Origin of the sequence: Corallococcus exiguus (assembly GCF_009909105.1) — a bacterium.
GTDB lineage: Bacteria > Myxococcota > Myxococcia > Myxococcales > Myxococcaceae > Corallococcus > Corallococcus exiguus.
This window is the reverse complement of the sequence record NZ_JAAAPK010000005.1, coordinates 639,807-665,947: the sequence shown is the minus strand read 5'-3', so window position 1 is coordinate 665,947 and position 26,141 is coordinate 639,807. Positions and strand designations below refer to the sequence as shown.

19 protein-coding genes and 1 pseudogene are annotated in these 26,141 nt (G+C 71.5%); 11 read left to right on the top strand and 9 right to left on the bottom strand.

All coding sequences use genetic code 11. From position 1 onward, the window contains the following. Positions 1 to 30: 30 nt before the first annotated feature. Positions 31 to 525: pseudogene (locus GTZ93_RS22925) on the top strand (hypothetical protein); the annotation flags it as partial. Continuing rightward, positions 522 to 1,853, top strand: coding sequence for a hypothetical protein (locus tag GTZ93_RS22920; RefSeq protein WP_139922818.1), 1,332 nt, complete (start codon positions 522 to 524; stop codon positions 1,851 to 1,853). The pseudogene GTZ93_RS22925 and the gene GTZ93_RS22920, both read left to right, overlap by 4 nt. Before the next feature lie 35 nt (positions 1,854 to 1,888). Here the strand turns inward: GTZ93_RS22920 and GTZ93_RS22915 are convergent, their stop codons facing one another. Beyond that, on the bottom strand, positions 1,889 to 4,774 hold the full coding sequence (locus GTZ93_RS22915; protein ID WP_139922816.1) for a sensor histidine kinase: 2,886 nt from the start codon (positions 4,772 to 4,774) through the stop codon (positions 1,889 to 1,891). A 185-nt stretch (positions 4,775 to 4,959) separates the two neighbouring features. On the opposite strand from GTZ93_RS22915, the gene GTZ93_RS22910 reads away from it, so the two are divergent. After that, positions 4,960 to 5,337 (top strand): response regulator, encoded by a 378-nt coding sequence (locus tag GTZ93_RS22910; RefSeq protein WP_139922813.1) that lies wholly within the window; start codon positions 4,960 to 4,962, stop codon positions 5,335 to 5,337. Between the two features lie 10 nt (positions 5,338 to 5,347). Here GTZ93_RS22910 and GTZ93_RS22905 read toward each other — a convergent pair whose 3' ends face one another. Together GTZ93_RS22905 and GTZ93_RS22900 are read right to left on the bottom strand one after the other, a co-directional pair. Continuing rightward, positions 5,348 to 5,743: a response regulator gene (locus GTZ93_RS22905; RefSeq protein ID WP_161662983.1), complete on the bottom strand. Its 396-nt coding sequence runs from the start codon at positions 5,741 to 5,743 to the stop codon at positions 5,348 to 5,350. A gap of 80 nt (positions 5,744 to 5,823) precedes the next feature. Then, positions 5,824 to 7,368, bottom strand: coding sequence for a sensor histidine kinase (locus tag GTZ93_RS22900; protein WP_161662982.1), 1,545 nt, complete (start codon positions 7,366 to 7,368; stop codon positions 5,824 to 5,826). Positions 7,369 to 7,570: 202 nt separating this feature from the next. On the opposite strand from GTZ93_RS22900, the gene GTZ93_RS22895 reads away from it, so the two are divergent. Genes GTZ93_RS22895 through cheB form a run of 7 tightly spaced genes read left to right on the top strand, consistent with a single transcriptional unit; the run spans position 7,571 to position 17,228 of the window. After that, entirely contained in the window at positions 7,571 to 7,963 is a 393-nt protein-coding gene (locus GTZ93_RS22895; RefSeq protein ID WP_139919289.1) for a response regulator, read from the top strand. Next, positions 7,960 to 10,032, top strand: coding sequence for a chemotaxis protein CheA (locus GTZ93_RS22890; RefSeq protein WP_139919288.1), 2,073 nt, complete (start codon positions 7,960 to 7,962; stop codon positions 10,030 to 10,032). Before GTZ93_RS22895 ends, GTZ93_RS22890 begins: the two co-directional genes overlap by 4 nt. Then, positions 10,029 to 10,475 carry a chemotaxis protein CheW gene (locus GTZ93_RS22885; RefSeq protein ID WP_120577126.1) on the top strand — a complete coding sequence of 149 codons (447 nt, stop codon included), beginning with the start codon at positions 10,029 to 10,031 and terminating at the stop codon, positions 10,473 to 10,475. Before GTZ93_RS22890 ends, GTZ93_RS22885 begins: the two co-directional genes overlap by 4 nt. After that, positions 10,456 to 12,999 carry a methyl-accepting chemotaxis protein gene (locus GTZ93_RS22880; protein ID WP_139919287.1) on the top strand — a complete coding sequence of 848 codons (2,544 nt, stop codon included), beginning with the start codon at positions 10,456 to 10,458 and terminating at the stop codon, positions 12,997 to 12,999. The genes GTZ93_RS22885 and GTZ93_RS22880 overlap by 20 nt, the downstream gene beginning before the upstream one ends. Then, positions 12,996 to 15,365, top strand: coding sequence for a HEAT repeat domain-containing protein (locus tag GTZ93_RS22875; protein ID WP_139919286.1), 2,370 nt, complete (start codon positions 12,996 to 12,998; stop codon positions 15,363 to 15,365). Before GTZ93_RS22880 ends, GTZ93_RS22875 begins: the two co-directional genes overlap by 4 nt. 13 nt (positions 15,366 to 15,378) lie before the next feature. Further along, positions 15,379 to 16,200, top strand: coding sequence for a CheR family methyltransferase (locus GTZ93_RS22870; protein WP_139919285.1), 822 nt, complete (start codon positions 15,379 to 15,381; stop codon positions 16,198 to 16,200). Next, on the top strand, positions 16,197 to 17,228 hold the full coding sequence (gene cheB, locus GTZ93_RS22865; RefSeq protein ID WP_139919284.1) for a chemotaxis-specific protein-glutamate methyltransferase CheB: 1,032 nt from the start codon (positions 16,197 to 16,199) through the stop codon (positions 17,226 to 17,228). The genes GTZ93_RS22870 and cheB overlap by 4 nt, the downstream gene beginning before the upstream one ends. 21 nt (positions 17,229 to 17,249) lie before the next feature. On the opposite strand, the gene GTZ93_RS22860 is transcribed toward cheB, so the two are convergent. From GTZ93_RS22860 to GTZ93_RS22845, 4 genes are all read right to left on the bottom strand, one after another. Further along, positions 17,250 to 18,773, bottom strand: a complete 1,524-nt coding sequence (locus tag GTZ93_RS22860; RefSeq protein WP_139919283.1) for a sensor histidine kinase — start codon at positions 18,771 to 18,773, stop codon at positions 17,250 to 17,252. 401 nt (positions 18,774 to 19,174) lie between these two features. Next, a complete protein-coding gene (locus tag GTZ93_RS22855) occupies positions 19,175 to 20,581 on the bottom strand; it encodes a sigma-54-dependent transcriptional regulator (RefSeq protein WP_139919282.1) in 1,407 nt (468 codons plus the stop codon). After that, a complete protein-coding gene (locus GTZ93_RS22850; protein ID WP_139919281.1) occupies positions 20,563 to 22,041 on the bottom strand; it encodes a sensor histidine kinase in 1,479 nt (492 codons plus the stop codon). The genes GTZ93_RS22855 and GTZ93_RS22850 overlap by 19 nt, the downstream gene beginning before the upstream one ends. A gap of 100 nt (positions 22,042 to 22,141) precedes the next feature. Next, positions 22,142 to 22,333: a hypothetical protein gene (locus GTZ93_RS22845; RefSeq protein ID WP_120577172.1), complete on the bottom strand. Its 192-nt coding sequence runs from the start codon at positions 22,331 to 22,333 to the stop codon at positions 22,142 to 22,144. Between the two features lie 259 nt (positions 22,334 to 22,592). Here GTZ93_RS22845 and GTZ93_RS22840 point away from each other — a divergent pair, with 259 nt between their 5' ends. Beyond that, positions 22,593 to 23,015 carry a response regulator gene (locus GTZ93_RS22840; RefSeq protein WP_257979254.1) on the top strand — a complete coding sequence of 141 codons (423 nt, stop codon included), beginning with the start codon at positions 22,593 to 22,595 and terminating at the stop codon, positions 23,013 to 23,015. Here the strand turns inward: GTZ93_RS22840 and dctA are convergent, their stop codons facing one another. Next, on the bottom strand, positions 23,016 to 24,329 hold the full coding sequence (gene dctA, locus GTZ93_RS22835; protein ID WP_139919279.1) for a C4-dicarboxylate transporter DctA: 1,314 nt from the start codon (positions 24,327 to 24,329) through the stop codon (positions 23,016 to 23,018). A gap of 16 nt (positions 24,330 to 24,345) precedes the next feature. Further along, positions 24,346 to 26,127, bottom strand: a complete 1,782-nt coding sequence (locus GTZ93_RS22830; protein ID WP_139919278.1) for a monovalent cation:proton antiporter-2 (CPA2) family protein — start codon at positions 26,125 to 26,127, stop codon at positions 24,346 to 24,348. Between the last annotated feature and the right edge of the window lie 14 nt (positions 26,128 to 26,141).

Sequence of the window (26,141 nt, the reverse complement as noted above, 5' to 3'; positions counted from 1 at the left end):
GTCATGGGCCGCCCTGTTGGATCGCTCGCGGGTCACCTTCAGTTGGAGGACCGGTATGCCCGGGGCCTGGCCTTCGAGCAGACCATGGTGTCCCTCCTGGAAGCGGATGCGGCCCTGCCGCGGGCGCAGCGGCGGTGGCTCAAGGACTTCGACCAGCCGCGCATCGAGACGCACGTGGGCGTGGCGAAGGCGGACCTTCGCTTCGCGGACGTGCTCGTCATCGAAGAAGGGCCCGCTGCGGGCCCGAAGCCTCGCGTGGAGACGTTCAGCTTCAAGAGTCGGGACCTCCTTGGCCTTGATGGGGCTGCTCTGGCTGCTCAAGTGGTTGCGGACGCAAGAGCCGCACTGAAGTATTACGGTGAGACGTTGAATATCCGTAGGCCTGGGCTCGAACAGACGGCGCAAATCAAAAGGGTCCGATTGATCTATGAAGAGACCTTCAAGCCATTGGATCCTGATGCCCTTGGGCGTGCTGTGAATAGAGCTGAAAGTAGGGCAAAAGGAGTGGAGGTGCTGTTTCAATGAAGGCAATGAGTTCTCTTGAGCCGAAAGCAGGCGATCGCCTGCGATTCCTGCTGGACGGGGCACTTGGCCATCGGGCCGAATCGGACACCGAGCTCACGCCCTTCCTCGCAGCGCTGGAGTCTCACGCCGAAGGCTGGATGCCGGATGTTGTGAAGGGAGCGCACCGGCGAAAATACTCGCGCGCCTCCATCAAGAAAGCGTTGGAGGAGCAGCGCGATGAGTATGGAACATCCGTCGCACTTTACCGTGCACAGCCCTTGGTTGAGTTGACGCTCGATCTCGATCTTCCTCCATCAGGAAATCAGTTGAGCTGTAGCCTTGGTGTTCAGCCCCTCTCGTTGTTTTCAGACCGAGGGCGGTGTCTCATGTTTTTAGATATGATCAGGACCTTGGCTGCGCACTACCTGGTCGACTACGCCATGGCTCATGGCATGGCGGATCGGCAGCTCGCAGGAGCTCCGTACTTCGGTCGTGATGAAAAGGCCTCGCAAAGGGATGGCTTCGACAAGATCTACGAGGTGTTCTGGCTCAATGTCTTCGGTCCCAAGCTCGTGGAAGGCGTAGGTCGCGAACGGGTGCTCTCAACGCCTGCGCACCTCGTGGAAGAACTCCCCAACGGCTCCGTCCTCCTGGTGCTGTGGCCCACCGCCGCGGACTTCGCCAGAGACGAAGCGCGAGTGGCCCAGGCCCGCGCCCATGTCCACCTTCGGCCCGACCTCGACTTCGACACGGTGCTGCGCACGCTGAGGGAGCGCAGCGCCGCACTCGTCCCCGTCGAGCCGCGATTCCACCCGGACGTGGCTCCGTTCCTCTCGCGGCTGCCGGACGCGTTCGCCATCAGCGAGCGGCAACGGAAGATCGCCGAGCTCAACGCCTTCCGGCCTCCGGAGCCGGAGGAGTGGCTCCCGGCCGCCCTGCCCTCGGACGTGGGGAATCCGGAGCGCGTCCTCACCTCCTACGGAGACCTGGCTGAAGGACTCGTAGCCGCACTGCACACGAAGGTGCCGTCCATCATGGCCGCAACGCCCGAGTCCCTCACGGACCTGGACTTCCACTTCTGGCGGGAGAACTTTCCGGAGCGCTACAAGCGGGACCTCATCGACGGGCATACCGCCCCAGCCGTGGGGGCCTACCTGGGCGACGTGCTGGTGAAACACCTGAACGGGGAGTGGCTGCCACGGCGGAAGCTGGAGGAGTCCCAGGTGCGTGTCGGCCAGCGCGTCTGGCTGCCTTTCCTCCGCGCCCGTCGTTACATGCAGTCACGCCAGTCGCTGCTGGACTCCTCGCTCACCCAGTTCTTCCGCGAGGCGGAGCGGCACCGGGCCTGATGGAGAGCCCTTCGCTCAACTCCACGCCAGCCGTACTACCTCTTCGCGTCCGCGTGCGGCAGCCGCACCGTGAACGTCGTGCCCGCCTCCCGCGTGGACGTCACGTCGATGGTGCCTCCGTGCGCATGCACGATGGTCCGCACGATGTAGAGCCCCAGGCCCACGCTGCGCGTCGCCGCGTCCATGCCCGGTGCCCCGCGCTGCATGGGCTGGAAGATGCGGGGCAGTACGTTGGAGGCGATGGGGGCTCCGCCGTTGTGCACCTCCAGCAGGATGCTCCCGGGCACCTCCCGCAGACGCACCGCCACCGGCGTGTCCTCCGGCGAGTACTTCAGCGCGTTGCCCAGCAGGTTGATGAGCAATTGCGTGACGCGGTCCGGATCCCAGCAGCCGCGCAGGCCCGCCTGCGGCAGTGACAACTGGAGGTCGCGCTCCGGGGCGGTCATCCGCACCTCCTCCACCACCTGACGCACCAGCGCCCCCAATTCCAGATCCTGGCACTGCACCGGGAGCCCGCCGCCCATGCGCGCCTGGGTGAAGTCCAACAGGTCGCGGATCATCCGCACCGCGCGCTCCGCGGAGTTCTGGATGCGCAGGACGGCCTTCGTCGCGCGCTCGCTCAGGTCCTCGCGCTTGAGCAGCGACGACGTGCCCAGGGTGATGGCGCTCAGCGGGTTGCGCAGGTCGTGCGACACGATGCCCACCAGGTACTGCTCGAACTCCGTGCGCTGGCGCGCCGCCTCCTCCGCCAGCTTGCGCTCCGTCACGTCCAGCCCCGTGCCCACGAACCGCAGGGGCCGTCCGTCCGGCCCGAAGTGCACGTGGCCCCGCCCGGAGATCCATCGCTCGGCCTGGCCTGGCCTCGGGAGCCGCGCGCGGAACTCGCACGCGTATTCGCCGGAGCCTCCGGGCCGAGCGGCCTCCTCCATCGCGTGCTCCACCAGGGGCCGGTCCTCCTCCAGGACGAAGCGCATGGCCTCGTCGAGCAGCACCTCGCCTTGCGCGGGCAGGCCCAGCATGGCGCGGAAGCGCGCGTCCCAGGTGCCCCGGCCCGTGGTCAGCTCGATGTCCCAGCTGCCCATGTCCGCCGCGTCCAGCGCCAACCGCAGGCGCTCCTCGCTGGCCTTGAGCGTCCCCGCCAGGTCTTCCGCGCGCTGACGGGCCTGCACGGCTTCGGTGACCTCGTTGGCGACGACGAGGATGCCCTGGAGGCCGACCTCCGTCTCGTGCAGCGGCTGGTAGATGAGGTTGAAGTACGCTTCCTCCAGGGCTCCGCCCGCGGCCCGCGCCAGCCGCACGGGCAGTTCGTGGCCCACGTAGGGCGCCCCCGTGGTGAGCACTCCGTCCAGCAGCTCCCGGATGCCCTGGCCCTCCACCTCCGGCAGCGCTTCGAGCACGGGACGGCCCAGGACCTGGTCACTGGTGCGGCCCCAGAGCTGGCAGACGCGGTCGTTGGCCAGCGCCACGACGTGCGCGGGCCCCCGGAGGATGGCGAGCGCGACGGGCGCCTGCCGCAGCAGCGCGTGCAACTGGCTCAGCTCCGTGTCCGCCTGGACGCGCGCGGTCCGCGCCTCCCGCAGCTGCTGTTCGTGTCCGTTCTCCGCCTCCCATCGGGAGGTGACGTCCTGCATGGCGCCCACCATGCGCACGCCCCGGCCCGCCGCGTCGCGCAGGATGACGCCCGTGTCCAGCACCCGCACGACGTCGCCCTGGCGGTTGAGGAACCGGTACTCGTCCTGCCAGCGCGCCTGCGTGCCCTGGATGGCCGCGTGGATGCCGTGCTCCACCCGCTCCCGGTCCTCCGGGTGGATGCGCGCCACCCACCATTGCGCCAGGGGGCCTATCTCCTCGGGCGCGAAGCCCAGCAGCCTGCGCGTCTCCCCGCTCCAGGCGACCTTCTGCGTGAGGAGGTTCCAATCCCAGACGGTGTCCGCGGCCGCCTGGCTGGCCAGCCGATAGCGCGTCTCCGACGCCTCCATCCGCGCGTGGGCCTCGCTCAGCCGGCCCATCAGCAGTGCGCGGTCGAGGATGCCGGAGAGGTACTCCACCAGCGTCTCCAGGAAGCGCTTGGCCTGCGGCGGCACCGGCCGGGCCTCCGCGAAGCCCACGCAGAGGACGCCCATCAGGGCGCCGTGGGGCCACAGCCGCAGGCCCAGCAGGGTGCTCCACGCACTGGCCTCCAGCCCTTCGCGTTCGAAGTCCTCCAGCCCCCGCGCCTGCGCGAGCACCAGCGGCTCCTCGGCGCGCGCCACCCGGCCCAGGAAGGACGGCCCCTGTGTGTCCGCCCACCGGCCGGCAGGCGGAACGAGGTGCAGGGTGTGCGCGGCGGGGAACAACCTCCGGCCGCCCGCGTCCACGAGGAACAGCTCCGCTCCGGCGGCCTCCATCGCTCGGGCGATGAGCTCCACCAGCGGCTTGAGCGGGCCCCGCATGTCCGTGCCGGGCTCCAGCGACCGGGGCGCCAGCGCGTCCATCTGGCGCAGGAAGCGCTTCTCCCGCTGGCGATCCTCCAGCGAGTCGCCGGAGAAGAGGAACACCACGTGTTCCATGGCCTCCTCTATCTGCTGGAAGAGGCACTGAAGATCCGAGGCGTCGGGCTTGCGCGCCGGCTGGGCGTCCTCCCAGAGCTGGGGGATGAGCCGCCCCAGGAGCGTGTATTCCTCCGTCGAGTCCTCCTGCGTGGCGCCCACGCGCAGCCGCAGGTTGATGTGGGCCTCCTCCAGGCGCGTCCGCGTCTCCAACCGCTCCGGCGTGGCGCCGTGCTGGCAGATGGCCGCGACCGCATGGAGATATTCCGGGATCGTGGAGATGAGCTCCGAAGGCTTCAGTCCCTGCGTGCTCTCCAGCTCGCGTGCGGCCTCCGCGAAGCGCCGCACCAGGACGTCCAGGTTCCCTTTGATGAAGTCCGCGACGAGGTTCATGGGGCCGTAGAGATGGGGGTAGGGGCTCCGGCCTCCCGGTGCAACCGACCCGCCTGGTTTCGCTCGCGATTCCCGACAGGCGCGCGGGCGGGGGCCTGCCCCGCGTGGAGGTTCCGCGCGCCGCGAGGGGCAGGGAGGCACGTCATTCCTGGCGCCAGCGGCACGACCTGCGTAGGCTGCTGCTTGTGAGCAGCACCCCCGCGCGTTCCACCATCCTCATCGTTGACGACGAACCAGACCTGCGCGAGGTCGTGGCGGAGCTGCTGGAGATGGAGGACTACACGGTGCTCCAGGCCGCCAATGGCCAGGCAGCCCTGGACGTCCTCGCCGCCAACAACCAGCCCTGCCTGGTGCTGCTGGATCTGATGATGCCGGTGATGGACGGACACGAGTTCCTCCACCGGCTGCGGGAGGAAGAGCGCTACCGCGAGCTGCCCGTGTTGATGCTCACCGCCCACTTCTCCGCCAAGGCTCCGCCGGGCACGGTGGGCCTGCTGCGCAAGCCCGTGGACATCCCGGAGCTGCTGGCCATGGTGGCGCGGCACTGTCCCGCCGCCGCCTGAGCGCACGGCTTCACGCCGTCGCGGTGTGCACCGCGATGGCGTCCAGCAGCGCCTCCAGCTTCACCGGTTTGCCCAGCCGTCCGGCCACGCCTTGCGGCAAGGGCAGCGTGGGGTGCGCCGTCAGCACCAGCACCTGCATGCGCGCGAGCGCGCCGGTGCCGCGCAGGTGTTCGATGAAGGCGTGTCCGTCCATCACCGGCATCACCAGGTCCAGGAGGACGAGGGAGGGCATCCGCTCCTGCTCCGCCAGCAGGTTCAGCGCGTCCTGGCCGTTCGTTGCCGTGAGGACGCGGTAGCCCTCCGACTCCAGGATTTCACGCAGCGCCTCGCGGACGTCTTCGTTGTTCTCGACGAGGAGCAGGGTGGTGCGGTGTTGCGGAGTGGACACGCTTGCACGGTAGGGCACGGGCTCCAGCGTTTCCAGGGGGCCCGTGGGCCTGGACGGCCGGGAGGCGCGGGAGCGGGGTGGCGTGCGCCCTCCGTGATTCATGCACCGGCCCGGGGCAGCGTCAGGGTGAAGACCGTCCGCTGCGCGTCCGAGGTCACGGTGAGCGTGCCCCGGTGGCTTCGGGCAATCTGGTCGGAGATGAAGAGGCCCAGGCCCAGGCCCGACGGAACGTGGGCGCCGGTGTGCGCGCGCTGGAAGGGGTGGAACAGGGTCTCCAGCTCCGCCGGGGCGATGGTCTCCCCCGGGTTGCTCACCCGCGCGAGGACCTGCTCCGGTTCGCCCACGAGCGTCAGCTCCACGGTGGTGTCCGCGGGGCTGTACTGGAGCGCGTTGCCCACCAGGTTGCTCAGCACCTGCGCCAGCCGGTCCGCGTCCCAATTCCCCGTGAGGGGGCCCGTGGACGTCACCTTCACGGTGCGGCGGGGGTGCACCAGCTCCAGCTCCTCCACCACCTGGCGCGCCACCTGGCCCAGGTCCGTGGCGGCCGGGTTCAACGGAATGCCGCTGCCCAGCCGGCTGCGGGTGAAGTCCAGCAGCTCGGTGATCATCCGCGTCATCCGGTCCGTGCTGTTGATGATGCGGCTGGCGGTGCGCTCCAGCGCGAGGGGCAGCTGCTCGCTGGCGACGAGGAAGCTGGCGCCCATGCGGATGGAGCTGAGGGGGTTGCGCAGGTCGTGGCCCACGATGCCCAGGAAGCGCTCGCGGAACTCCGCGGTCGCGCGCAGCTCCGCCTCCGCCTGCTTGAGCCGGGTGACGTCCACCAGCACGCTGCCCACGCCCACCACCTCACCCCGGGCGGTGCGCACCGGGTGGTAGCTGGCCATCACGTACAGCTCGCCGTGGGGGTCGCCCGGGTGCTCCAGCGTGAAGCCCAGCTCCTCCACGGGCTCGCCCGTCTCCATGACGCGGCGGAGGAGCGGCTCCAGCCGCGCGGCGAAGCGGGGCAGCACCTCCGCCAGCGTCCGGCCCGGGTAGGCGTCCACGGACAGACCGTCCAGCTTCGCCATGCGCGCGTTGACGCGCACGAAGCGCAGGTCCCGGTCCAGCAGCGACAGCCCCACGGGCGAGGACGTGAGGAGCGCGTCCAGCTGCGCGAACACCTCCGCCTTCTCCTCGGTCGAGCGCCGCACGTCGTCCACCAGCCGCTTGGTGCGCGCGAGCGCGTCCACCCGCGCGCGCACTTCTTCCGTACGGAAGGGCTTGGACACGTAGTCGTTGGCGCCCGCGCGCAGGCCCTGCACCAGGTCCTCCGGCCGGTCGTGCGCGGTGAGCAGCAGCACCGGCAGGGCCTGGGTCTCCCGCTGTCCGCGCAGGAACTGACAGACCTCTGGACCGGACATTCCCGGCATCTCCCAATCCAACACCACGACATCCGGTGCTCGCCCGGTGTGTAGCCGTTCGAGCATCGCGGCGCCGTCCGGGAACGTCTCCACCTGGAAGCCCGTTCCCAGCGCGGTCTTGATGAAGCGCGCCTCGCTGGCGCTGTCATCCACCACCCAGACACAAGGTGCGCGCTCCAGGGGGAGCGGAGGCGGGCCCGGCAAGCGGGGGAAGGAGGCGTCGGGCGGAGGAGGCGGGCGCATGGATGGAATTCGGTCCCTGGGGCGGATAATCAGGAGGGCGCAGGGTGCCGGATGCGCGGGCAGTCGTGGCGCTTCGTCGCCCGCCGTGGCACATCGTCCAGAGCGGGCGTGGACCAGCCAACGTTCAATGCGCGCCAGATGACTCATTTCTTTCAGCGGGTCGGAATCGATCTAGCTTGGCCGGTCGTTTCCAGAGGACGCCATGCCCGAGGTACTCGTCGTCGATGACAGCAAGGTGATGCGCGACATGGTGGTCGCCTGCCTGCGGCCATATCCGGACAGTCGCTTCACGCAGGCATCCAGCGGGTTGGAGGCCATCGAGCAGCTGTCGCTCAAGCCCTACGACCTGCTCGTCCTGGACCTCAACATGCCGGACATCGGTGGCATCGAAGTGGTGGAGTTCGTGCGCGGACAGGACCACCTGCGCAACCTGCCCATCATCATCGTCACCACGCGCGGCGACGAGGCGTCCCGCGAGCGCGCGCTGCAGGCTGGCGCGGACCGCTTCATGACCAAGCCCTTCACGCCGGACTCCATTCAGGGCACCGCCCGGGCCCTCTTGGAGAAGCTCCCGGCCGAGGCGCCGCGCGGGTGACGGGAAACGGGGAGTTCGCGGAGTTCCTCCCCGCCTACCTGGCGGAGGCGGATGAGCTGCTCGCCGCCGCGCAGAAGGACCTGCTCGCGGTGGAGGAGGCTGTCCGCAAGGGGCAGGCCCAGCCCCGCGCGGTGCGCGAGTTGTTCCGCGCGCTGCACACGCTGAAGGGCCTGTCCGCCATGGTGGACGTGGAGCCCGTCGTGTCCCTGGCGCACTGGATGGAGGCGTCGCTGCGGCTGGCGGATCAGGCTGGCGGCCGGCTGCCCGAGTCCAGCGTGGAGCCGCTGGTGGAGGGCCTGCGCGCCATCGAGCTGCGCGTGCGGCAGCTGGGCGCCGGGAAGACGGCATCGCCCGCGCCCGCGAACCTGCTGGAGCGGCTGGAGGCGCTGGGGCCGCAGGTGCGGGACGCGGCCCCCAAGCGGGCCCGGTCCGTGAAGCTGGACGCGGAGGCCGCGTTCGCGTCGAAGCTGGCCCCGTCCGAGCGCGAGCAACTGGAAGGCGGGCTCGCCGGAGGCCAGCGCGCGCTGCGGCTGGACTTCGTGCCCTCGTCGGAGCGCGCCGCGAAGGGCCTCAACATCAACACCGTGCGCGAGCGTGTGGCGAAGCTCGCGGACATCGTGAAGGTGCTGCCCCTGTCCGGCGCCGCCGCGGGGGGCGCGTCGCTCGCGTTCGCGCTGCTGCTGATGACTCGCGCGGAGGACGCCGTGCTGCTGGACGCCGTGGGCGGTGCTCCCGCCACGGTGCGCTCGCTGGAGGCCGCCGGACCCGCCGAGCCGGCGCCCGAGGACGGGGTCCCGGTTGGCGAGGAGGGCGCGCTCGGTCCCGCCGTCCTGGAGGAAGAGCTGGACGAGCCGGAGGTGCGCCGGGGTGGTGGCCTGCTGCGCGTGGAGGTGTCCCGGCTGGACGAGGCCATGGAGTGGCTGGCGGCGCTCGTGGTCAACCGCTCGCGGCTGACGCGCGCGGTGGCGGCGCTCACCCAGGCGGGCGCGCCCACGCGGGAAATCACCGCCATCCTCCAGGAGAACGGCCGGCAGCTGCGCGACCTGCGCTCGGCCATCCTGCGGCTGCGCATGGTGCGCGTGGGTGACGTGCTGGAGCGGCTGCCCCTGCTGGTGCGCGGCCTGCGCCGGGCCACGGGCAAGGCGGTGCGGCTGGAGCTGGACGTGGGCGACGCGGAGCTGGACAAGGCGGTGGCGGACCGGCTGCTGCCCGCGCTGGTGCACCTGGTGCGCAACGCCGTGGACCACGCGCTGGAGTCCCCCGAGGAGCGCCAGGCCGCGGGCAAGGCCCAGGAAGGGCTGGTGCGCCTCGGCTGCCATGCGCGCGCCAGCGGCCAGCTGGAGCTCACCCTGCGCGACGATGGACGCGGCGTGGACGCGAAGGCGGTGGCGAAGGCGGCGAACGCCCCCGTGCCGGACTCCGCGGACGCGCTGCTGGACCTCTTGTGCCGGCCCGGCCTGTCCACGCGCCAGGAGGCCACGCGCACCAGCGGCCGGGGCATGGGCATGGACATCGTGCGCCGCATCGTCGTGGAGCAGCTGGGCGGCGAGCTGCGCATGGACACGCGCAAGGGCGTGGGCACCACCTTCACCCTGAGCGTCCCCCTCACCGTGACGCTGATGGACGCCATCGTCTTCGAGTGCGCGGGCCGCCGGTACGCGGTCGCGGTGGGCACCGTGGAGGAGCTCATCGACGTGGCGGGCGTGGTGCGCCCCGCGGGCGCGGACGGCATCGGGCTGGTGGAGCGCCGGGGCGCGGCGGTGCCGCTGGTGTCGCTGGCGCGGCTGCTGGACGCGACCGGGGACGCCAGCGCGGCGGGCCAGGGCGCCAAGGCGCTCATCGTGCGCCAGCGCGGGGAGCCGGTGGCCTTCGCGGTGGACCGGCTCGTGGGACAGCAGGAGATCGTCCTGCGGCCGTTGGAGGATCCGCTCGTGCGCGTGCCTGGCGTGGCCGGCGCCACGGACCTGGGTGACGGCCAGCCCACGCTGGTGCTGGACCTGGGCGCGCTGGGCGGGGCGCGCGCGGGCCGCCGCAAGCGTGCGACCAGGGCAGGGGAGTGGGTGTCATGAACGTGCTGCACGTGCTGTTCAAGGTGGACGGGACCGAATACGCGATGCCCGCGGCGGACGTGGTGCAGATGGAGTCCTTCACCGGCGCGACGCCGGTGCCCGGGGCGCCCGCGCACGTGGCCGGCCTGGTGCAGGTGCGCGGCCGGGTCATCCCGGTGGTGGACGCGCGCGCCCGCTTCGGGCTGCCGGCGGGGACGCAGTCCCTGGATTCGCGCGTGGTGGTGGGGCAGTTGGGCGAGCGCACCGTGGGGCTGCTCGTGGACAGCGCCCGCGAGGTGTTGAAGCTGGACCCGCGCACCATCCAGCCGCCTCCACCCATGGTGGTGGAGGGCGCGAAGGGGTTCGTGAAGGCCGTGGCGCAGGTGGGTCCGCGGCTGGTGATGCTCATTGATTTCCCCCGGGTCGTGGGGGAGGAGGCGGCGGATGTCGACGGACAACGGTAACAGCGTGCACAAGCTGGAGGACGCTCGCGCGCTGGCGGAGCGCGCCTCGCTCCAGGTGGCGGAAGGGGTGGGGTTGGTGAAGTCCACCGAGCAGCTGGCGGCGAAGCTCGCGTCCGCGGGCAACGAGCAGGCGGCGGCGGGCGAGCAGGTGCGCGGCGCCATCGAGTCCGTGGCCGCCCAGGTGGAGCAGACGAGCGTCGCGGTGCAGGCGCTGGTGCGCAGCCAGACGGCCGTGGGCGACGCGGCGAAGGCCGTGCAGCAGGAGGCGGAGACCACCGCGGCCGCGATGCAGGAGGTGACGGCGTCGGTGTCCAGCGTGCGCAAGGACGCGACCGTGCTCGCCTCCAGCGCGGACGTGACGGCGTCCACCCTGGAAGAGGTGGCGCGCTCGGTGAAGGGCGTGAGCGCCAACGCGGAGGACCTGGCCGCTTCCAGCGAAGAGCTGCTGGCGAGCATGCAGGAAATGACCGCCACGGTGGAGGACCTGGTGTCGCGCAACCAGACCAGCGCCGCCACCACGGAGGAGGTCGCCGCCACCATTGAAGAGATGTCCAAGGGCATCACCCGGCTGGCCACGGACGCGCAGGGCGTGGGCGAGCGCATGGGGCAGGTGTCCGGCGCCGTGGTGTCCCTGGGCAAGACGCTCCAGGACGTGGGGCGTGACGCGGCCGCCATGGCCTCCAGCGTGGAGGATACGGCCGCCACGTCGGAGCAGGTGGCCCGCAGCGTGCGCGGCGTCGCCGAGCACACGCGCACCCTGGAGGCGAGCGCCGTCACCACCGCGTCCACCGTGCAGGAGGTGGCCGCCAGCGTGGAGGAGGTGGCCGCCACCTCGGAGAAGAACGCCGCCGTGGTGGACGCCAACGCGGCCACCATCGAGCAGCTGTCGCGCTCCGCCCAGGCGGTGGCCCGCGCGGCGGAGAGCATCAACGGCCTGGCGTCCACCAGCGCCACCGCGTCCGCGCAGCTGGAGTCGTCCACCCGCCGCGCGTCGCAGCTGACGGAGGAGGCGCGGCTGGCCGCGGAGCGCGTGGGCACGAGCGCGCGCGAGGGCGGCGTCACGGTGGCGCGCTCCATCGCGGGCTTCGGCCGCATCCGCCAGTCCATCGTGGAGTCGTCCGGGGTGATGAAGGAGATGGGCCGGCGCGCCGAGGAGATTGGCGACATCGTGCAGACCATCAACCTCATCGCGGACCGCACGAACCTCCTGTCGCTCAACGCAAGCATCGAGGCGGCGCGCGCCGGGGAGCACGGCCGCGGCTTCGCGGTGGTGGCGGAGGAGATCCGCGCCCTGGCGGACCGCGCCGCGGCGGCCAGCAGTGACGTGGCCAAGATTGTCCGGGGCTTGCAGACGACGGCGCGCGAGGCGGCCGTGGCCAACGGCGAGGGCATGCGCGCGGCGGACGAGGGCGCGGCGCTGGCGGGGGACGCCGAGCGGGCGCTGGGCACCATCCTCAAGGGCGTGGATGACCTGGGCCAGAACGTGCGCGAGGCGTCGCGCGCGTCCGCGGAGCAGGTGCAGGCGGTGCAGGCGCTGGTGCAGTCCACGGCGAAGGTGAGCGAGCAGGGCCGGCTCATCGCCGCGTCCTCGGTGGAGCAGGCGCAGGCGGCGCAGGCGCTGGCGCAGGGCGGCACGGAGATGCGGCGCATGGCGCGGCAGACCACCCAGGCCACCCAGGACCAGGCCAAGGCGCTGCGCGACGCGGTGCGCTCCAACAACCAGTTGTCGGAGGTGGCGGAGAAGGTGTCGCGCGCGATGCAGGAGCAGGCCCAGGCCTCCACGGACCTGGCCCGGGCCACCGCGCAGATGCGCCAGCTGGTGCAGGGCGTGAGCACCGCGGTGATGGCGCAGGGCCAGCAGGTGGGGGCGCTGGGCGCGACGGCGCAGGAGGTGGCGTCCTCCACGCAGCGCACGCTGACCGGCGTCTCGGAGCAGGCCAAGGCCGCGCAGGAGGTGACGAAGGCGATGGAGGCCACGCGCAAGGAGGTGGCCCAGTCCACGCGCGCCATGGCGGAGCAGGCCCGCGCGCTCAAGCAGGGAGAGCTCGCCAGCCGTCAGGTGGCCACCCTGGCCAAGGAGGTGACGCGCGCCACGGAGGAGCAGGCCCAGGCGCTCACGTCGCTGGTGCGAGGCGCGGAGGAGGTGCGCCGGGTGGCGAAGTCCACCGCGCGCGCGCTGGATGAGCAGACGGACGCCCTGACCCTGCTCACCACGTCCGCGGCGAAGCAGGCCACGGGCGTCGCCTCCGTGGCGAAGGCCGCCCAGGACCAGGCCACCTTGACGGAGCAGGTGGGCCGGTCGGTGGAGGACATGCGCGGCCGGGCGAGGGAGATTGTCATCACCACGGCGGAGCAGGCGCGCGCCACGGCCGCCAACGCCCAGGAGGTGCGCGAGGTCGCGGGCCGGCTGGGGCAGCTGTCGCGGCTGCACGGAGAGCAGGTGGAGGGCTTGAGCCACCTGAGCGGCCTGTTGGGCGCCACGGAGCCGGGGCCGTCCCGGACCACGCGGGAGCAGGCCACGTGAGCGGCACGACCGCGAAGCAACACCCGCTGTCGCTGTCCGCGGAGGACCGCGCCCGCGTGGAAGAGGTGGACCAGCTGGCGCGCCGGGGCCCGGAGAGCCTGCCGGTGCTGGTGGACGGGCTGGACGCGTCGTCATGGGCGGTGCGCCGCGCCGTGGTGTCCGCGCTGGCGCGCCTGGGCACCGCCTCGGTGGAGCCCCTGTGCGAGGTGCTGCGCCACCGCCGGGACAACGAGGCGCGCATCGCCGCGGCGGTGGACGCGCTGGTGGCCGCCACGGGCGAGGTGGAGGGCCCGGTGGAGCTCCTGGGGGACGACCCCAACCCGGCCATCGTCTGTGACGCCGCCCAGGTGCTGGGGCGCCGCCGCAGCCGGCGGTCCGTGCCGCTCCTGGCGCGGCTCATCGTCCACCCGGACGACAACGTGGCGGTGGCCGCCATCGAGGCGCTGGGCCGCGTGGGCGGCGGCGCGGCGGTGGACGCGCTCCTGTCCTCGCTGGGCAGCGGCAACTTCTTCCGCATCTTCCCCGCCATCGACGTGCTGGGCCGCTCGGGCGACCCCACCGTCGTGCCGGCGCTGATGGCGCTCTTGTCCGACCCCTTCTACGTCCTGGAGGCGGCGCGCGCGTTGGGCCGCACCGGCCAGGAGGCCGCGGTGCCCGCGCTGGTGGGCCTGCTCCAGCGCGGCAACGACGCGGTGGTGCGCGTGGCGGCGGTGGCGCTCGTCGAAATCCACGACGCGCAGGTGCAGCGCTTCGGCGGCGCGCGCACGGTGCCGTCGGTGCTGCGCTCCAGCTCGGCGGAGCCGCACCCCACCGGACGCCGGTTGGCCCAGGTCATCGCGGGCGCGGACGCGGGGGAGAAGACCGCGGTGGCGCGCCTGTTGGGCTGGGTGGGCGGCGCGGACGCGGCCACGGGGCTCTTGAAGCTCCTGGACTCGCAGGACCTGGGCGTGTCGCGCGCGGCCGCGGCGGCCCTGGGGGAGCTGGGCGCGGAGGCGGACGCGCAGATCCTGCAGGCGCTGCGCGAGGGGGACAGCTCGCGCAGGCGGGTGCTGCTGCCGCTCGTCGGCAAGCGCTCCGCGGCGGTGCCGGACGTGCTCCTGTGCCTGGAGGACCGGGACGCGACGGTGCGCGCGCTGGCGGCGGAGACGCTGTCGCGCATCGGCGACACGTCCGCGGTGCCGGCCCTGTTCGCGCGCCTGTCGGACGAGGACCCGCGCGTGTCGCAGGCGGTGGTGGGCGCCATCCAGTCGCTGGGCAGTGAGACGACGGAGAGCCTGGCGCTGGAGGCGGCGCGCTCCTCGGACTCGCGCCAGCGGCGGGCGGCGCTGCGCATCGTGGCGTACTTCGGCTACCCGCGCGGGCTGGACGCGCTGCTGTTGGCCATGCGGGACCCGGACGAGCGGCTGCGCGACGCGGCCATCTACGGCCTGCCCTTCATCGACGACCCGCGCGCGGTGGACGCGCTGCTGGCCGCGGCGAGCCATGAGTCGGAGCGCACGCGCGCCACCGCCATGCGCGCGCTGGGCCAGACGGACAAGCAGGCGCGCATCACCTCCACGCTGCTGGGCGGCCTGAACGACCGCGACCCGTGGGTGCGCTACTACGCGTGCCAGTCGCTGGGGAAGCTCAACGAGGAGGCCGCCGCGGACGCCATCGTCGCGCTGGCCAACGACGACGCGGGCCAGGTGCGCGTGGCGGTGGTGGACGCGCTGGCGCACATGCACACGGAGAGCGCCATGGCGGCGCTGCGCCGGGCGGCCTCGTCAGCGGACGCGGACGTGCGCCGCGCGGCCCTGCTGGGGCTGGGCGTGGCCCGGCGGCCGGACGCGCTGCCGGTGCTGCTGGAGGCGGTGCACTCGGAGGACCCGGCCACGCGGCTGGTCGCCCTGTCCGCCGTGGCGGAGTACGACGCGCCGGAGACGCTGCCCGCGCTCCTGCGTGCCGCCGGGGACCGGGATGACAGCGTGCGCAGCGCGGCGGTGGGCTTCCTCGCCACGCGCACGGGCTCGCATGCGACGCAGCAGCTGGTGTCGCTGCTGGGCGACGTGATGCTGCGCGAGCAGGTGGTGTCCGCGCTGGCGCTGCCCGTGGAAGGGCGCCTGCCCGGGCTGATGGCGGCGCTGGAGGCGGCGGACGACTCGACGGCGCCCCTGCTGGTGGCGGCACTGGCGCGCATGCGCCGGGCGGACGCGAAGGCGGCGCTGATGCAGTCGCTCATCGGCGCGAGCCCCGCCGGACGCCGGGCCTCCGCGCCCGCCGTGGCGGCGCTGGGCACGGTGGAGGCGCGCGAGGCGCTGGACAAGGCGGCCCACCGCGACGAGGACCCCGAAGTGCGCCGCGCCTGCCTGCTGGCCCTGGGCCGCTAGGACACCCACGGCCATGAGTGCGCTGCCGCTGTCCCCGCAGGTCCTGGCCATCCTCTCCATGCTCATCGAGCAGCGCTCGGGCCTGCACTACGGGCCCGAGGACCGGGACCTGCTGGCGGAGAAGCTGTCCACCCGGGCGCTGGATGCCGGGTTCGACTCGCTGCTCGACTACTACTACTTCCTCCGCTACGACCCGAAGGGGCCGGAGACGCTGGCCTCGCTGGTGGAGGCGCTGCTCGTCCACGAGACGTACTTCTTCCGCGAGCCCCAGGCGCTGGAGGTGCTGGTGGACGAGCTGCTCGTTCCGGAGGTCCGCGCCGGCCGCAAGCCCCGGGTGTGGTGCGCGGCGTGCTCCACCGGCGAGGAGCCCCTCACGCTGGCCATGCTCCTGGACTCGCGGGGCGTGCTGGGGGACGTGTCCATCCTGGCCACGGACCTGAGCTCCAAGGCGCTGGAGCGCGCGAAGTCGGGAGAGCACAACCTGCGCTGCCTGCGCGCGCTGCCCCCGGGGGTGATGGGTCGCTGGCTGGACATGGTGGACGGCCGTCCCCGCGTGCGGCCGGACCTGATGGCCCGGGTGGAGTGGCGGCAGCTCAACCTGGTGGACACGGAGGGCTACCCGGAGCCGGGCGGCTGTGATGCCATCCTCTGCCGCAACGTGCTCATCTACTTCCAGGACGACACCGCGCGCCGCGTGGTGGACAGCATCACCCGGACGCTGCGGCCCGGAGGGCACCTGGTGGTGGGCACCTCCGAATCCCTGATGCGCTTCGGCACGGCGCTGCGCTGCGAGGAGCGCCGCGGCGCGTTCTTCTACAGCAAGGCGGACTCATGACGTTGCGCGTGCTGGTGGTGGACGACTCGGCGTTCGCGCGCAAGGTGCTGCGCAAGGTGCTGTCGGAGGCGGAGGGGCTGGAGGTGGTGGGCACCGCGCGCGACGGCCTGGACGCGCTGGAGCGGGTGGCGGAGCTCAAACCGGACGTCATCACCCTGGACCTGGTGATGCCGTCGCTGGACGGGACGGGCTTCCTGCGCGCGCTGGCTGGCATGCCGGACGCGCCGCGCGTGGTGGTGGTGAGCAGCGCGGGCACGGACAGCGAGCTGGCGGTGGCCGCGCTCCAGGCGGGCGCGGTGGACCTGGTGCACAAGCCCACGGCGCTCGCCACGGACCGGCTCTACGAGCTGGGCGCGGAGCTGGTGGAGAAGGTGCGCATCGCGGGGCGCGCGGTGCCGCGCTATCAGCGGGAGCTGGCGGAGGCCGTGAGTGCCCCTCTCCCAGGGCCCCTGCCCGCGACGTCGACGAAGCTGCTGGCGGTGGGCACGTCCACGGGCGGGCCGCAGGCGCTGACGCGGTTGTTGTCCTCGCTGCCCCGGGACTTTCCGGCGCCGGTGGTGCTCGCGCTGCACATCCCCGCTGGCTACACGGAGGCCGTGGCCAAGCGGCTGGACTCGCAGAGCGCGCTGGAGGTGGTGGAGGCGAGCGACGGCATGGAGCTGGTGCCGGGCCGCGCGGTGCTGGCGCGCGCGGGCCACCACCTGAAGGTGGCGCGGCACGGGGCGCTCAACCTGGTGCGCCTGGACCGCCATCCGCTGGGCACCCCGCACCATCCCTCCGTGGACGTGCTCTTCCAGAGCGTGGCGGAGGTCTGGGGGCGGGACGCGCTGGGGCTGGTGCTCACCGGCATGGGCGAGGACGGGCTCCAGGGCGCGCGGGCCCTGCGCGCCGCGGGCGGCGTGGTGCTCACGGAGGCGGAGTCGTCCTGCGTGGTGTACGGCATGCCGCGCGCGGTGGCGGAGGCGGGCCTGTCCAACGGCAACGCGCCGCTGGACGGCCTGGTGCCCCTCATCTCGCGCTTCGTCTGACGGGGGCGGGACCGCCCTGTTTCAGGGGTGGTGGTGCGAGGGGGGCGAAGGCGGCTCGGGCGGCGGGCCCTTCCGGGGCGGCGCGCGGCGCGGCAGCGTGACGGTGAAGGTGGTGCCGTCGCCCTCGGAGGAGGTGACCTCGATGGTGCCGCCGTGGGCGTGCACGATTTCGCGCACGATGTAGAGCCCCAGGCCGTAGCTCATCTTCAGCGTGCGCGTCTGCTGCGGGCCCTGGCGGAAGGGCTCGAAGAGGTGGGGCAGGGTGGCTTCCGGAATGGGGCGGCCCTGGTTGTGGACCGTCACCACCACCTTGTTGCGCAGGCCGCGAGTGGACAGCAGCACGGGCGCGTCCGCCGGGCCGTACTTGAGGGCGTTCTCCGTCAGGTTGGACACCACCTGCGCCAGGCGGTCCGGGTCCCAGTGCCCCTGCGTGTTGCCCTTGTGGTCCACGACGATGTCGCGCTTCGGGAAGGCCACGCGGAACTCGTGCGCCACCTTGGCCAGCAGCTCCTGCGTGTCCGTGCCGCGCGGTTCAATCACCACGCCGCCCACCAGCCGGGCGCGGGTGAAGTCCAGCAGCAGGCGCGTCAGCCGTTCGATGCGGACCGCCGCGGTGGCGATGCGCTGGCTGGTGCGCGCCGTCTCCTCCGCGGGCCCACCGGCCGCGAGCACGCGCGACCAGTTCATGATGGCGCCGAGCGGGCTGCGGATGTCGTGGCTGATGATGCCCATCAAGTGTTCCTGGAACTCGGTGTGCCGGAGCACCTCTTCTTCCGCCCACTTGCGCTGGGTGATGTCGCGGCTGATGCCGAACAGGCCGAACACGTTCCCTTCCGGGTCGCGCAGCGGGCCCTTGGTGGACTGCCACACGCGGATGTCCCCGCTGGGGGACTGATGCGAATCCTCGTAGGTGAGGGGGTGGCCCGCCTTGAGCACGTCCCGGTCGTGCTTCACGTTGATGCGGGCCTCGTCGGGCGGGAAGAGCTCCGCGTCGGTGCGCCCGCGCACCTCGGCCACGGTGTCGCGGCCCACGGCGCGCGCGCCCGCCGAGTTGATGACCTGGTAGGTGCCATCCATGTCCTTGATGTAGATGGCGTCGGTGGTGCCCTCCATCACCGCCTGGAAGAGCTGGCCCACGCGCTGCAACTCGTGGCGGGCCTGGACCTCGCGGGAGATGTCGCGGCAGTGCACCAGCAGGCCGCCGTCCACGGGGCGGGTGCTCACCTCGAAGCAGAAGCCGCCTTCGTGCCAGCGGTGCTCGTAGGGCTCGGAGGAGGGCTGCTCGGTGGCGGGCACGTCCAGGCGCAGGTGCTGGCTCAAGCCCAGCACGTCCGCCACCTTCTTGCGCACGTCATCGCCCGGCTGGACGCGGGGCCCCAGCAGCTCGCGCATGCGCCGGCTCAGCCAGGTGATGCGCCAGCCCGCGTCCACACCGAGGAAGGCCTCTGGCAGCGCCTCCAGCAGCGTTTGCAGACCCGGGCCAGAGGCCTCCGTCGGGGACGGGGCGGAAGGACGGGAACGCGGGCGGGCAGGAGCTTGGGCCATCGGTGGGTCGTCGGGGTATGGGGAGCGGGTTCCTTCAGGTGGGAAACACAGCAGTGCGGCGGAGCGTGCCCGGCTTCAATGCCGGAACACGGAACCAGGACAGCGGCGGGCGTCCTGACTGCCTCTTACGCGAAACGCGGACTCGTGGATTTCCGAGGGTAGGGAGAAACCTCTTGGAGGAAACGGGTCAGTGACATTCCTGTCGCCTGCTTTGTGCGCGAGGTCCACCACGCGACAGAAGACACGGCTCTGGACGGGAACGGGACGCATCCTCCTGGAACCATACCCCGCTCGAAGCAAAGCGGGGGCCCGCCCCGAGGGGTGACGCACCTTGCGTCCATGACGGAGGGTTGTGGCTGGAACGGATGGGGCGGGTCGCCCGAGCCCCGGGTGCCCCCGTCTCAGGGCTTCTTCGCCTCGCGAGGCTCCCTGGCTTCCTTGCTCTCCCGGAGCTCGGCATCCCCGCGCTCCAGCTTCCGGTAGAGCGTCTTGCGGTCCACGCCCAGGATGCGCGCGGCGAGCGTGCGGCTGCCGCCCACCGCCTCCAGCACGCGGTGGATGTAGCGGCGCTCCAGCTCCTCCAGCGTCACCAGCTCCGACGGGTCCGTGTTCTCCGGCACCACGCGCGGCGTGCTGTAGTTGCGGATGCGCTCCGGCAAATCGTCCACCGTGAGCTGTTCGAAGGACGTGAGCGCCACGGCGCGCTCGATGCAGTTCTGCAACTCGCGCACGTTGCCCGGCCACCCGTAGGACAGCAGGCGCTGCGCCGCCGCGGGGGACAGGCCCACCACCTTCTTGCCCGTGCGGGTCGCGAACTGCTCCACGAAGCGCTGCGACAAGAGGAGCACGTCGTTGCCGCGCGCGCGCAGCGGGGGCAGCTCCAGGCCAATGACGTTGAGCCGGTAGTAGAGGTCCTCGCGGAAGCGGTTCTCCTCCACCGCCAGCTCCAGGTCGCGGTTGGTCGCCGCGACGATGCGCGCGTCGAAGGGCGTCTCCGTGTCCCCACCCACCGGGCGCACCACGCGCTCCTGCAGCGCGCGCAGCAGCTTCGGCTGGAGCGTCATGGGCAGCTCGCCCACTTCATCCAGGAACAGCGTGCCGCCATTCGCCTTCACGAACAGGCCCGTGCGACTGGCCTTCGCGTCGGTGAAGGCGCCCTTGGCGTGGCCGAACAGCTCGCTCTCCAAAAGCTGCTCCGGCATGGCCGCGCAGTTGATGGCCACGAAGGGCCCCTCCTTGCGCCGGCCTCGCGCGTGGAGGGCGCGCGCGGCCACCTCCTTGCCCGTGCCGCTCTCTCCGGTAATCAGCACCGTGGCGTCCACGTCCGCCACCCGGTCGATGAGCGCGTACGCCTGCTTGAGCGCGGGGCTCTCTCCCACGAGCGCGCCGTCGTCCTGGCGTTGGTCCAGGGCCTGGCGCAGCCGGCGCACCTCCGCGCGCAGGGCGCGGTGCTGTACGGCGCGCTCCAGCACCAGCACCAGGGCGTCCAGGTCGATGGGCTTGGTGATGAAGTCGTAGGCGCCCGCGCGGATGGCGGCCACCGCCGTCTCCAGGCTGCCGAAGGCCGTCACCACCACCACGGGGATGTCCGGCCGGTTGAGCACGATGCGCTCGCACAGCGCCAGACCGTCCATGCCCGGCATGCGCAGGTCGGTGAGGACGGTGTCGAAGTCCTCGGCGGCAAGCTTCTGGAGCGCCTCGTCCGCGGCGGCCACGGCCACGGGCTGGAAGCCCCGGCGCTGGAGGCCCTTCTCCACCATGGCGCGCATCTCGCGCTCGTCTTCGACAATCAGGATGCGGCCTGGCATGCGTCCTTCCCTGGCGGCAGGTAGATGGAGAAACAACTCCCACGGCCCGGCTCGCTTTTCACGTCAATCCAGCCGCCGTGGTCGCGCACCATCCCATAGGAGACGGACAACCCGAGCCCCGTTCCCTCGCCCACGTCCTTGGTGGTGAAGAAGGGCTCGAAGACGTGGGGCAGCACGTCCGCGGGAATGCCCGAGCCCTCGTCCTCCACGTCCAGCCGCACCCAGTCCTGCTCCGGGCCGCCCACGTCCGCGGGCGGCGTGGCGCGCAGCACCTGCGAGCGCACGCGCAAGGTGCCGGGCCGGTTCATCGCGTGGAGGCCGTTCATCACCAGGTTGGTGAGCACCTGCTGGAACTGCCCCGAGTCCACCTCCACGGTGAAGCCCGGGGGCACCTCCTGGGACAGCGTCACGCTGCGCTTGGTGGCCATGGGCTTGAGCAGGGACAGCGTTCGCTCGGCCAGCAGGGACAAGTCCTCCGGCGCGCGGGACGGCGTGCGGCGCCGGGCGAAGTCCAGCAGCTGCCGGATGATGCCGGTCATGTGCTGGGCCTGCTGGAAGATGATGCGGGCGCACTCGTTCACCTCGTCGCCCTCCGCCTCGCCGGAGGAGACCATCTTCGCGCGGCCCATGACGACGTTGAGCGGCGTGCCCAACTCGTGCGCCACGCCAGACGCGAGCTTGCCCACCGTGGTGAGCCGATCCGCGTGCCGGAGGTGCTCCACCGTGCGCAGGCGCGCCGCCGTCTCCGTGGCCAGCCGGGCCCGCGTCTCCTCCAGTTGTTCACCCATCCGGTTCATGGCCACCGCCAGCGTCGTCAGTTCGTCGCCGCGCTCGCGCCGCAGGGGCACGCGCGCGGTGAGGTCGCCCTCGCCAATCCGTCCCGCCAGATGCACCAACTGCTCCACGGGCTGGCCCACCAGCTTGCGGCCCATGGCCATGGCGGCCAGCAGGAAGAACAGGGAGAGCGCCGCCGTGGCGATGACGGTGCCCACCACGGTGGTGCGCACGTGCATCTCCTGTTCGGACATGGACTCGGTGATTTCAATGGCGCCCATGCGCCGCCCCAGGAACACCGGCGTGTACGAGCGCAGCACGCCCGGGCTGGTGGACTCGTCCATCAACCAGCCGTCGTTGCCCGCGCGCAGGCTGAGCAGCAGGGCGGGGGGCAGCGCCGGCGCGAAGCCGGAGCCCGGTCCACCGTCCAGCCACACCCAGCGCAGCCGCACCTGCTCCTGGAAGCGGTTGGCTTGGTTGAGGAGCGTGAGCGCTTCGGACTCACCCGCCAGCTGCCACGCCTTGCCAATGGAGCCGGCCAGCGTGTGACCGAGCAGGCGGTGGTCGTGCTGCGTGTCGATTTCCGACCGGGCGAGCTCCCGGTTGACCTGGAACGCCTGGAGCCCGGCCATCACCGCGACAGCGAGCAGCACGAGGGCCAGGGTGAATTTGCGAGCGAGCTTCACGGAAGAGGCAACCCCCGGTTCGTGCGTGAGGGGGAAGGAACACACGGACCGGGGAGGTACGCTACGAGTACCGCGGGTGCTGCGTCACGACAGTCCGTGGCTAGTTGCTGCTCGAGCCTTCGGCCGGGGCGGCGGGGGCCTTCTGGGAGGTGCCCTGCTTCGCCTTCTTCGCCTTGGCGCCGGCCTTCGCCTGGGCGGCGGGCGCGCTCTTGGCGGGCTTGGCCTCGGCGGCGAAGGCGCCCGAGGCGAGGGACAAGGACAGACCGAGGACCAGGGCGGAAGTGCGCTTCATGGAGAGACTCCGTGTCATGCCCGCGAGGTGTGAATTGGGGTGTGGGGTGCGGGGCTGACTGGAGCTAGAGCATTGGCCATGCCAACGCGCGCCACCGAGTGAGGCGCTGCCAACGCGAGGCAGGATGTCCATGCATGCCTGGGGCACATTGCCCCGACGGGGGCAGGATGCCCCGGAGACCCACGCGGCACGACGGATCCACGGCCCCTGAAGGCATGGGGCGACGCACGTGGCATGCGCCATGCTCCTCCGCAATCAAATGACGAACGCACCTTCGCGAGAAGAAGCAACGCACGCCCCGCGCATCCTGGTGGCCGAGGACGACGACGCGATGCGCGCGATGCTCGTGCGCACGTTGGCGCGCGCGGGCTACACGGTGGTGGAGGTGGAGGACGGCTTCGAGCTGGGTGATTACGTGGCGATGATGCAGGGCCACGGTGGGACGCTCGCTCCGCCGGACCTCATCGTCAGCGACGTGCGCATGCCGGGGCGCACCGGCCTGGAGGCGCTCGGGAGGTTGCGCGCGCAGGGCATCGCGTGCCCGGTGCTGCTGCTCAGCGCCTTCGCCGACGAGGAGACGCACGCGGAGGCCCTGCGGCTGGGCGCCCGACAGTTGTTGGACAAGCCGGTGGACCTGGACGTGCTGAAAGAGGCGGTGCGCGACGCGGTGGCGCACCCCTGATCAGGCAGTCGTCCCTGCGTCGGCGGGCGGGGCCTCGGGAGTGGATACGCCGTTGAGCTCCGCGTGCAGCCGTTCGCGGTCCAGCTCGTTCTCCCAGCGGGACACGACGATGCTGGCCACGCCGTTGCCAATGAAGTTGGTGAGCGCGCGCGCCTCGCTCATGAACCGGTCGATGCCCAGGATGAGCGCCAGTCCCGCCACCGGCACGGACGGCACCACCGCCAGCGTGGCGGCCAGGGTGATGAAGCCCGCGCCCGTCACGCCGGACGCGCCCTTGGACGTGAGCATCGCCACGCCCAGCAGCGTGGCCGTCTGCGTGAACGTGAGGTCCACGTTGAGCGCCTGGGCCACGAACAGCGCCGCCATGGTGAGGTAGATGTTGGTGCCGTCCAGGTTGAACGAGTAGCCGCTGGGCACCACCAGCCCCACCACGGACTTGGAGCAGCCCAGCCGCTCCAGCTTCTGCATCAGCGGCACCAGCGCGGACTCGGACGACGACGTGCCCAGCACCAGGAACAGCTCCGCGCGGATGTAGCGCAGGAACTTCAGGATGGAGAAGCCCGTCACCCGCGCGACGAGCCCCAGCACGACGACGACGAAGAGCACGCACGCCAGATAGAAGCACCCCATGAGGCGCAACAACGGGCCCAGGCTGGTGACGCCGTAGGCGCCCAGGGTGAAGGCCATGGACGCGCCCGCGCCAATGGGCGCCAGCTTCATCACCGTGCCAATCATGTGGAAGAAGGCCTTGGAGAGCGCCTCGAAGAGGACGACCACGGGCTTCGCCGTCGCGCCAATGGCCGTGAGCGAGAAGCCGAACAGCAGCGCCAGGAGCAGCACCTGGAGCAGGTCTCCCTCGCCGGTGAAGGCGTCCACGAAGGTGCGCGGGATGATGTGCAGGAGGAAGCCCAGGGTGGACTGGTCATGCGCCTGCTGGGCGAAGCGGGCCACGGCGCTCGCGTCCAGCGTGCGCGGGTCCACGTTGAAGCCGGAGCCGGGCTTGAGCACCGTCACCACCAGCGCGCCGATGATGAGCGCGAACGTGGAGATGACCTCGAAGTAGAGCAGCGCCTTGCCGCCCACCCGGCCGACCTTCTTCATGTCCGCCACGTTGGCCACGCCCAGCACCACGGTCAGGAAGATGACCGGGGAGATGAGCATCTTCACCAGCGCGATGAACGCGTCGCCCAAGGGCTTGAGCTTCACCGCCGTGGACGGCGCGAAGTGGCCCAACAGGCCCCCCGCGAAGATGGCGGCCAGCACCCAGAGGTAGAGGCGGGAGGACTTCGAGTGGCCAGCGGTATCGGCGCTCATTGGTCGTGCGTCCCCCTCAGACCGACTTCTGCTCGGCTTCGTCCTTCTCGAACAACAGCTCCAGTTCGCGGCGCGCGCGGACGATGACCTCCATCATCTTCTTCTCGTCCTTGAAGACCTTGGCGCTCTCCAGCATCAGGGCCTCGTCGTGTTCGCGGAAGCGCTCCACGGACCGGCGGGCCTCCGCGAAGGTGAGGCCCATCTCCTGGAGCACGTCTCCGGCCATGGTGAGGCTCGCGTCGAACGTCTCACGGATGAGATGGGTGACGCCCATGTCCAGCAGCCGGTACGCGTGCTCGCGGTTGCGCGCCCGGGCGTAGATGGTCAGGTGCGGGAAGTGCTCCTTCACCATCTGCGCGGTGCGCAGGGACGCGGCCATGTCGTCGATGGCCAGCACGAACACCTTGGCCTTCTCCGCGCGGGCGGCGCGCAGCAGGTCCAGCCGGGACGCGTCGCCGTAGAACACCTGGTTGCCGAAGCGCTGGATGAAGTCGATGTGCTCCGCGCTCGCGTCGATGGCGGTGAACCCGATGCGGCGCGCGCGCAGCAGGCGGGCCACCACCTGACCCACGCGCCCCATGCCCGCGATGATGACCGGGTGGTCCTCTTCCGGGGACACGTCGTATTCGCGCTGCGGGCCCTTGTTCTTGAAGCGCGGCGCCACCCAGCGCTCGTGGATGGCGGACAGGAACGGCGTCACCACCATGGACAGGCCCACCACCAGCACCAGCAGGTCCGCCTGCTCGCGCTCCATCACGTGGAAGGACACGGCCAGGGAGAAGAGGACGAAGGCGAACTCACCGCCCTGCGAAATCACCACCGCCAGGCTCTCCGCGGAGCCCGGCTTCTTCAGCCCCACCCGACCCAGCCCGTACAGCACCAGCGCCTTGAGGAAGGTGAGGCCCAGCACCAGCGCCAGCACGCGCAGGGACTCGCGCGCGAGCAGCGCCAGGTTCAAGGACATGCCCACGGCGATGAAGAACAGGCCCAGCAAGAGGCCCTTGAAGGGCTCGATGTCCGCCTCCAGCTCGTGGCGGTACTCGGACTCCGACAGCAGCACGCCCGCGAGGAACGCGCCCATCGGCATGGACAGGCCCACCGCGCTGACCAGCGTCGCGGTGCCCACGACGACGAGCAGCGCCGTCGCGGTGAACAGCTCCTGGCTGTGTACGGACGCCACCGCGCGGAACACCGGCCGCAGCAGGTGTCGGCCCGCCACCACCACCACGAGCACCGCACCCACGGCCTTCACGGCCATCAGCCACCCGGGCTCCGTGGACGGCGTGTCGGACCGGCCCAGGAGCGGCAGCGCGGCCAGGAGTGGGATGACGGCCAGGTCCTGGAACAGGAGGATGCCGAAGGCCAGCTGACCGTGCTCGGCGGTGAGCTGGTTCTTCTCCCCGAGCAGCTGGAGCGCGAACGCGGTGGAGGACAGCGACAGGCCGAAGCCCGCGACGATGGCCGCGTTCCAGGACAGGCCCAGCGCCTTCGACACGCCCGCGAGCAGCAGGCCCGTCAGCACCACCTGCGCGCCGCCCATGCCGAACACGGAGCGGCGCAGGTTCCACAGGCGCGACGGCTGCAGCTCCAGGCCAATCACGAACAGCAGCAGCACCACGCCCAGCTCGGCGGTGTGGAGGACGTTCTCCACGTCGGAGATGAGGCCCGCGCCATACGGCCCGATGGCCGCGCCCGCCGCCAGGTAGCCCAGCACGGAGCCCAGCCCCAGCTTCTTGAAGAGGGGCACGGCGACGACCGCGGCGGCCAGGAACACCAGCGCCTGATGCAGGAAGGACATAAGCCGCCTGCATG

Bases quoted from the DNA above. Each gene is read 5' to 3' on its own strand.
- GTZ93_RS22920 (WP_139922818.1), top strand. From the start codon at position 522: ATGAAGGCAATGAGTTCTCTTGAGCCGAAAGCAGGCGATCGCCTGCGA.
- GTZ93_RS22915 (WP_139922816.1), bottom strand. From the start codon at position 4,774: ATGAACCTCGTCGCGGACTTCATCAAAGGGAACCTGGACGTCCTGGTG.
- GTZ93_RS22900 (WP_161662982.1), bottom strand. From the start codon at position 7,368: ATGCGCCCGCCTCCTCCGCCCGACGCCTCCTTCCCCCGCTTGCCGGGC.
- GTZ93_RS22895 (WP_139919289.1), top strand. From the start codon at position 7,571: ATGCCCGAGGTACTCGTCGTCGATGACAGCAAGGTGATGCGCGACATG.
- GTZ93_RS22885 (WP_120577126.1), top strand. From the start codon at position 10,029: ATGAACGTGCTGCACGTGCTGTTCAAGGTGGACGGGACCGAATACGCG.
- GTZ93_RS22880 (WP_139919287.1), top strand. From the start codon at position 10,456: ATGTCGACGGACAACGGTAACAGCGTGCACAAGCTGGAGGACGCTCGC.
- GTZ93_RS22870 (WP_139919285.1), top strand. From the start codon at position 15,379: ATGAGTGCGCTGCCGCTGTCCCCGCAGGTCCTGGCCATCCTCTCCATG.
- cheB (WP_139919284.1), top strand. From the start codon at position 16,197: ATGACGTTGCGCGTGCTGGTGGTGGACGACTCGGCGTTCGCGCGCAAG.
- GTZ93_RS22860 (WP_139919283.1), bottom strand. From the start codon at position 18,773: ATGGCCCAAGCTCCTGCCCGCCCGCGTTCCCGTCCTTCCGCCCCGTCC.
- GTZ93_RS22855 (WP_139919282.1), bottom strand. From the start codon at position 20,581: ATGCCAGGCCGCATCCTGATTGTCGAAGACGAGCGCGAGATGCGCGCC.
- GTZ93_RS22845 (WP_120577172.1), bottom strand. From the start codon at position 22,333: ATGAAGCGCACTTCCGCCCTGGTCCTCGGTCTGTCCTTGTCCCTCGCC.
- GTZ93_RS22840 (WP_257979254.1), top strand. From the start codon at position 22,593: ATGACGAACGCACCTTCGCGAGAAGAAGCAACGCACGCCCCGCGCATC.
- dctA (WP_139919279.1), bottom strand. From the start codon at position 24,329: ATGAGCGCCGATACCGCTGGCCACTCGAAGTCCTCCCGCCTCTACCTC.
- GTZ93_RS22830 (WP_139919278.1), bottom strand. From the start codon at position 26,127: ATGTCCTTCCTGCATCAGGCGCTGGTGTTCCTGGCCGCCGCGGTCGTC.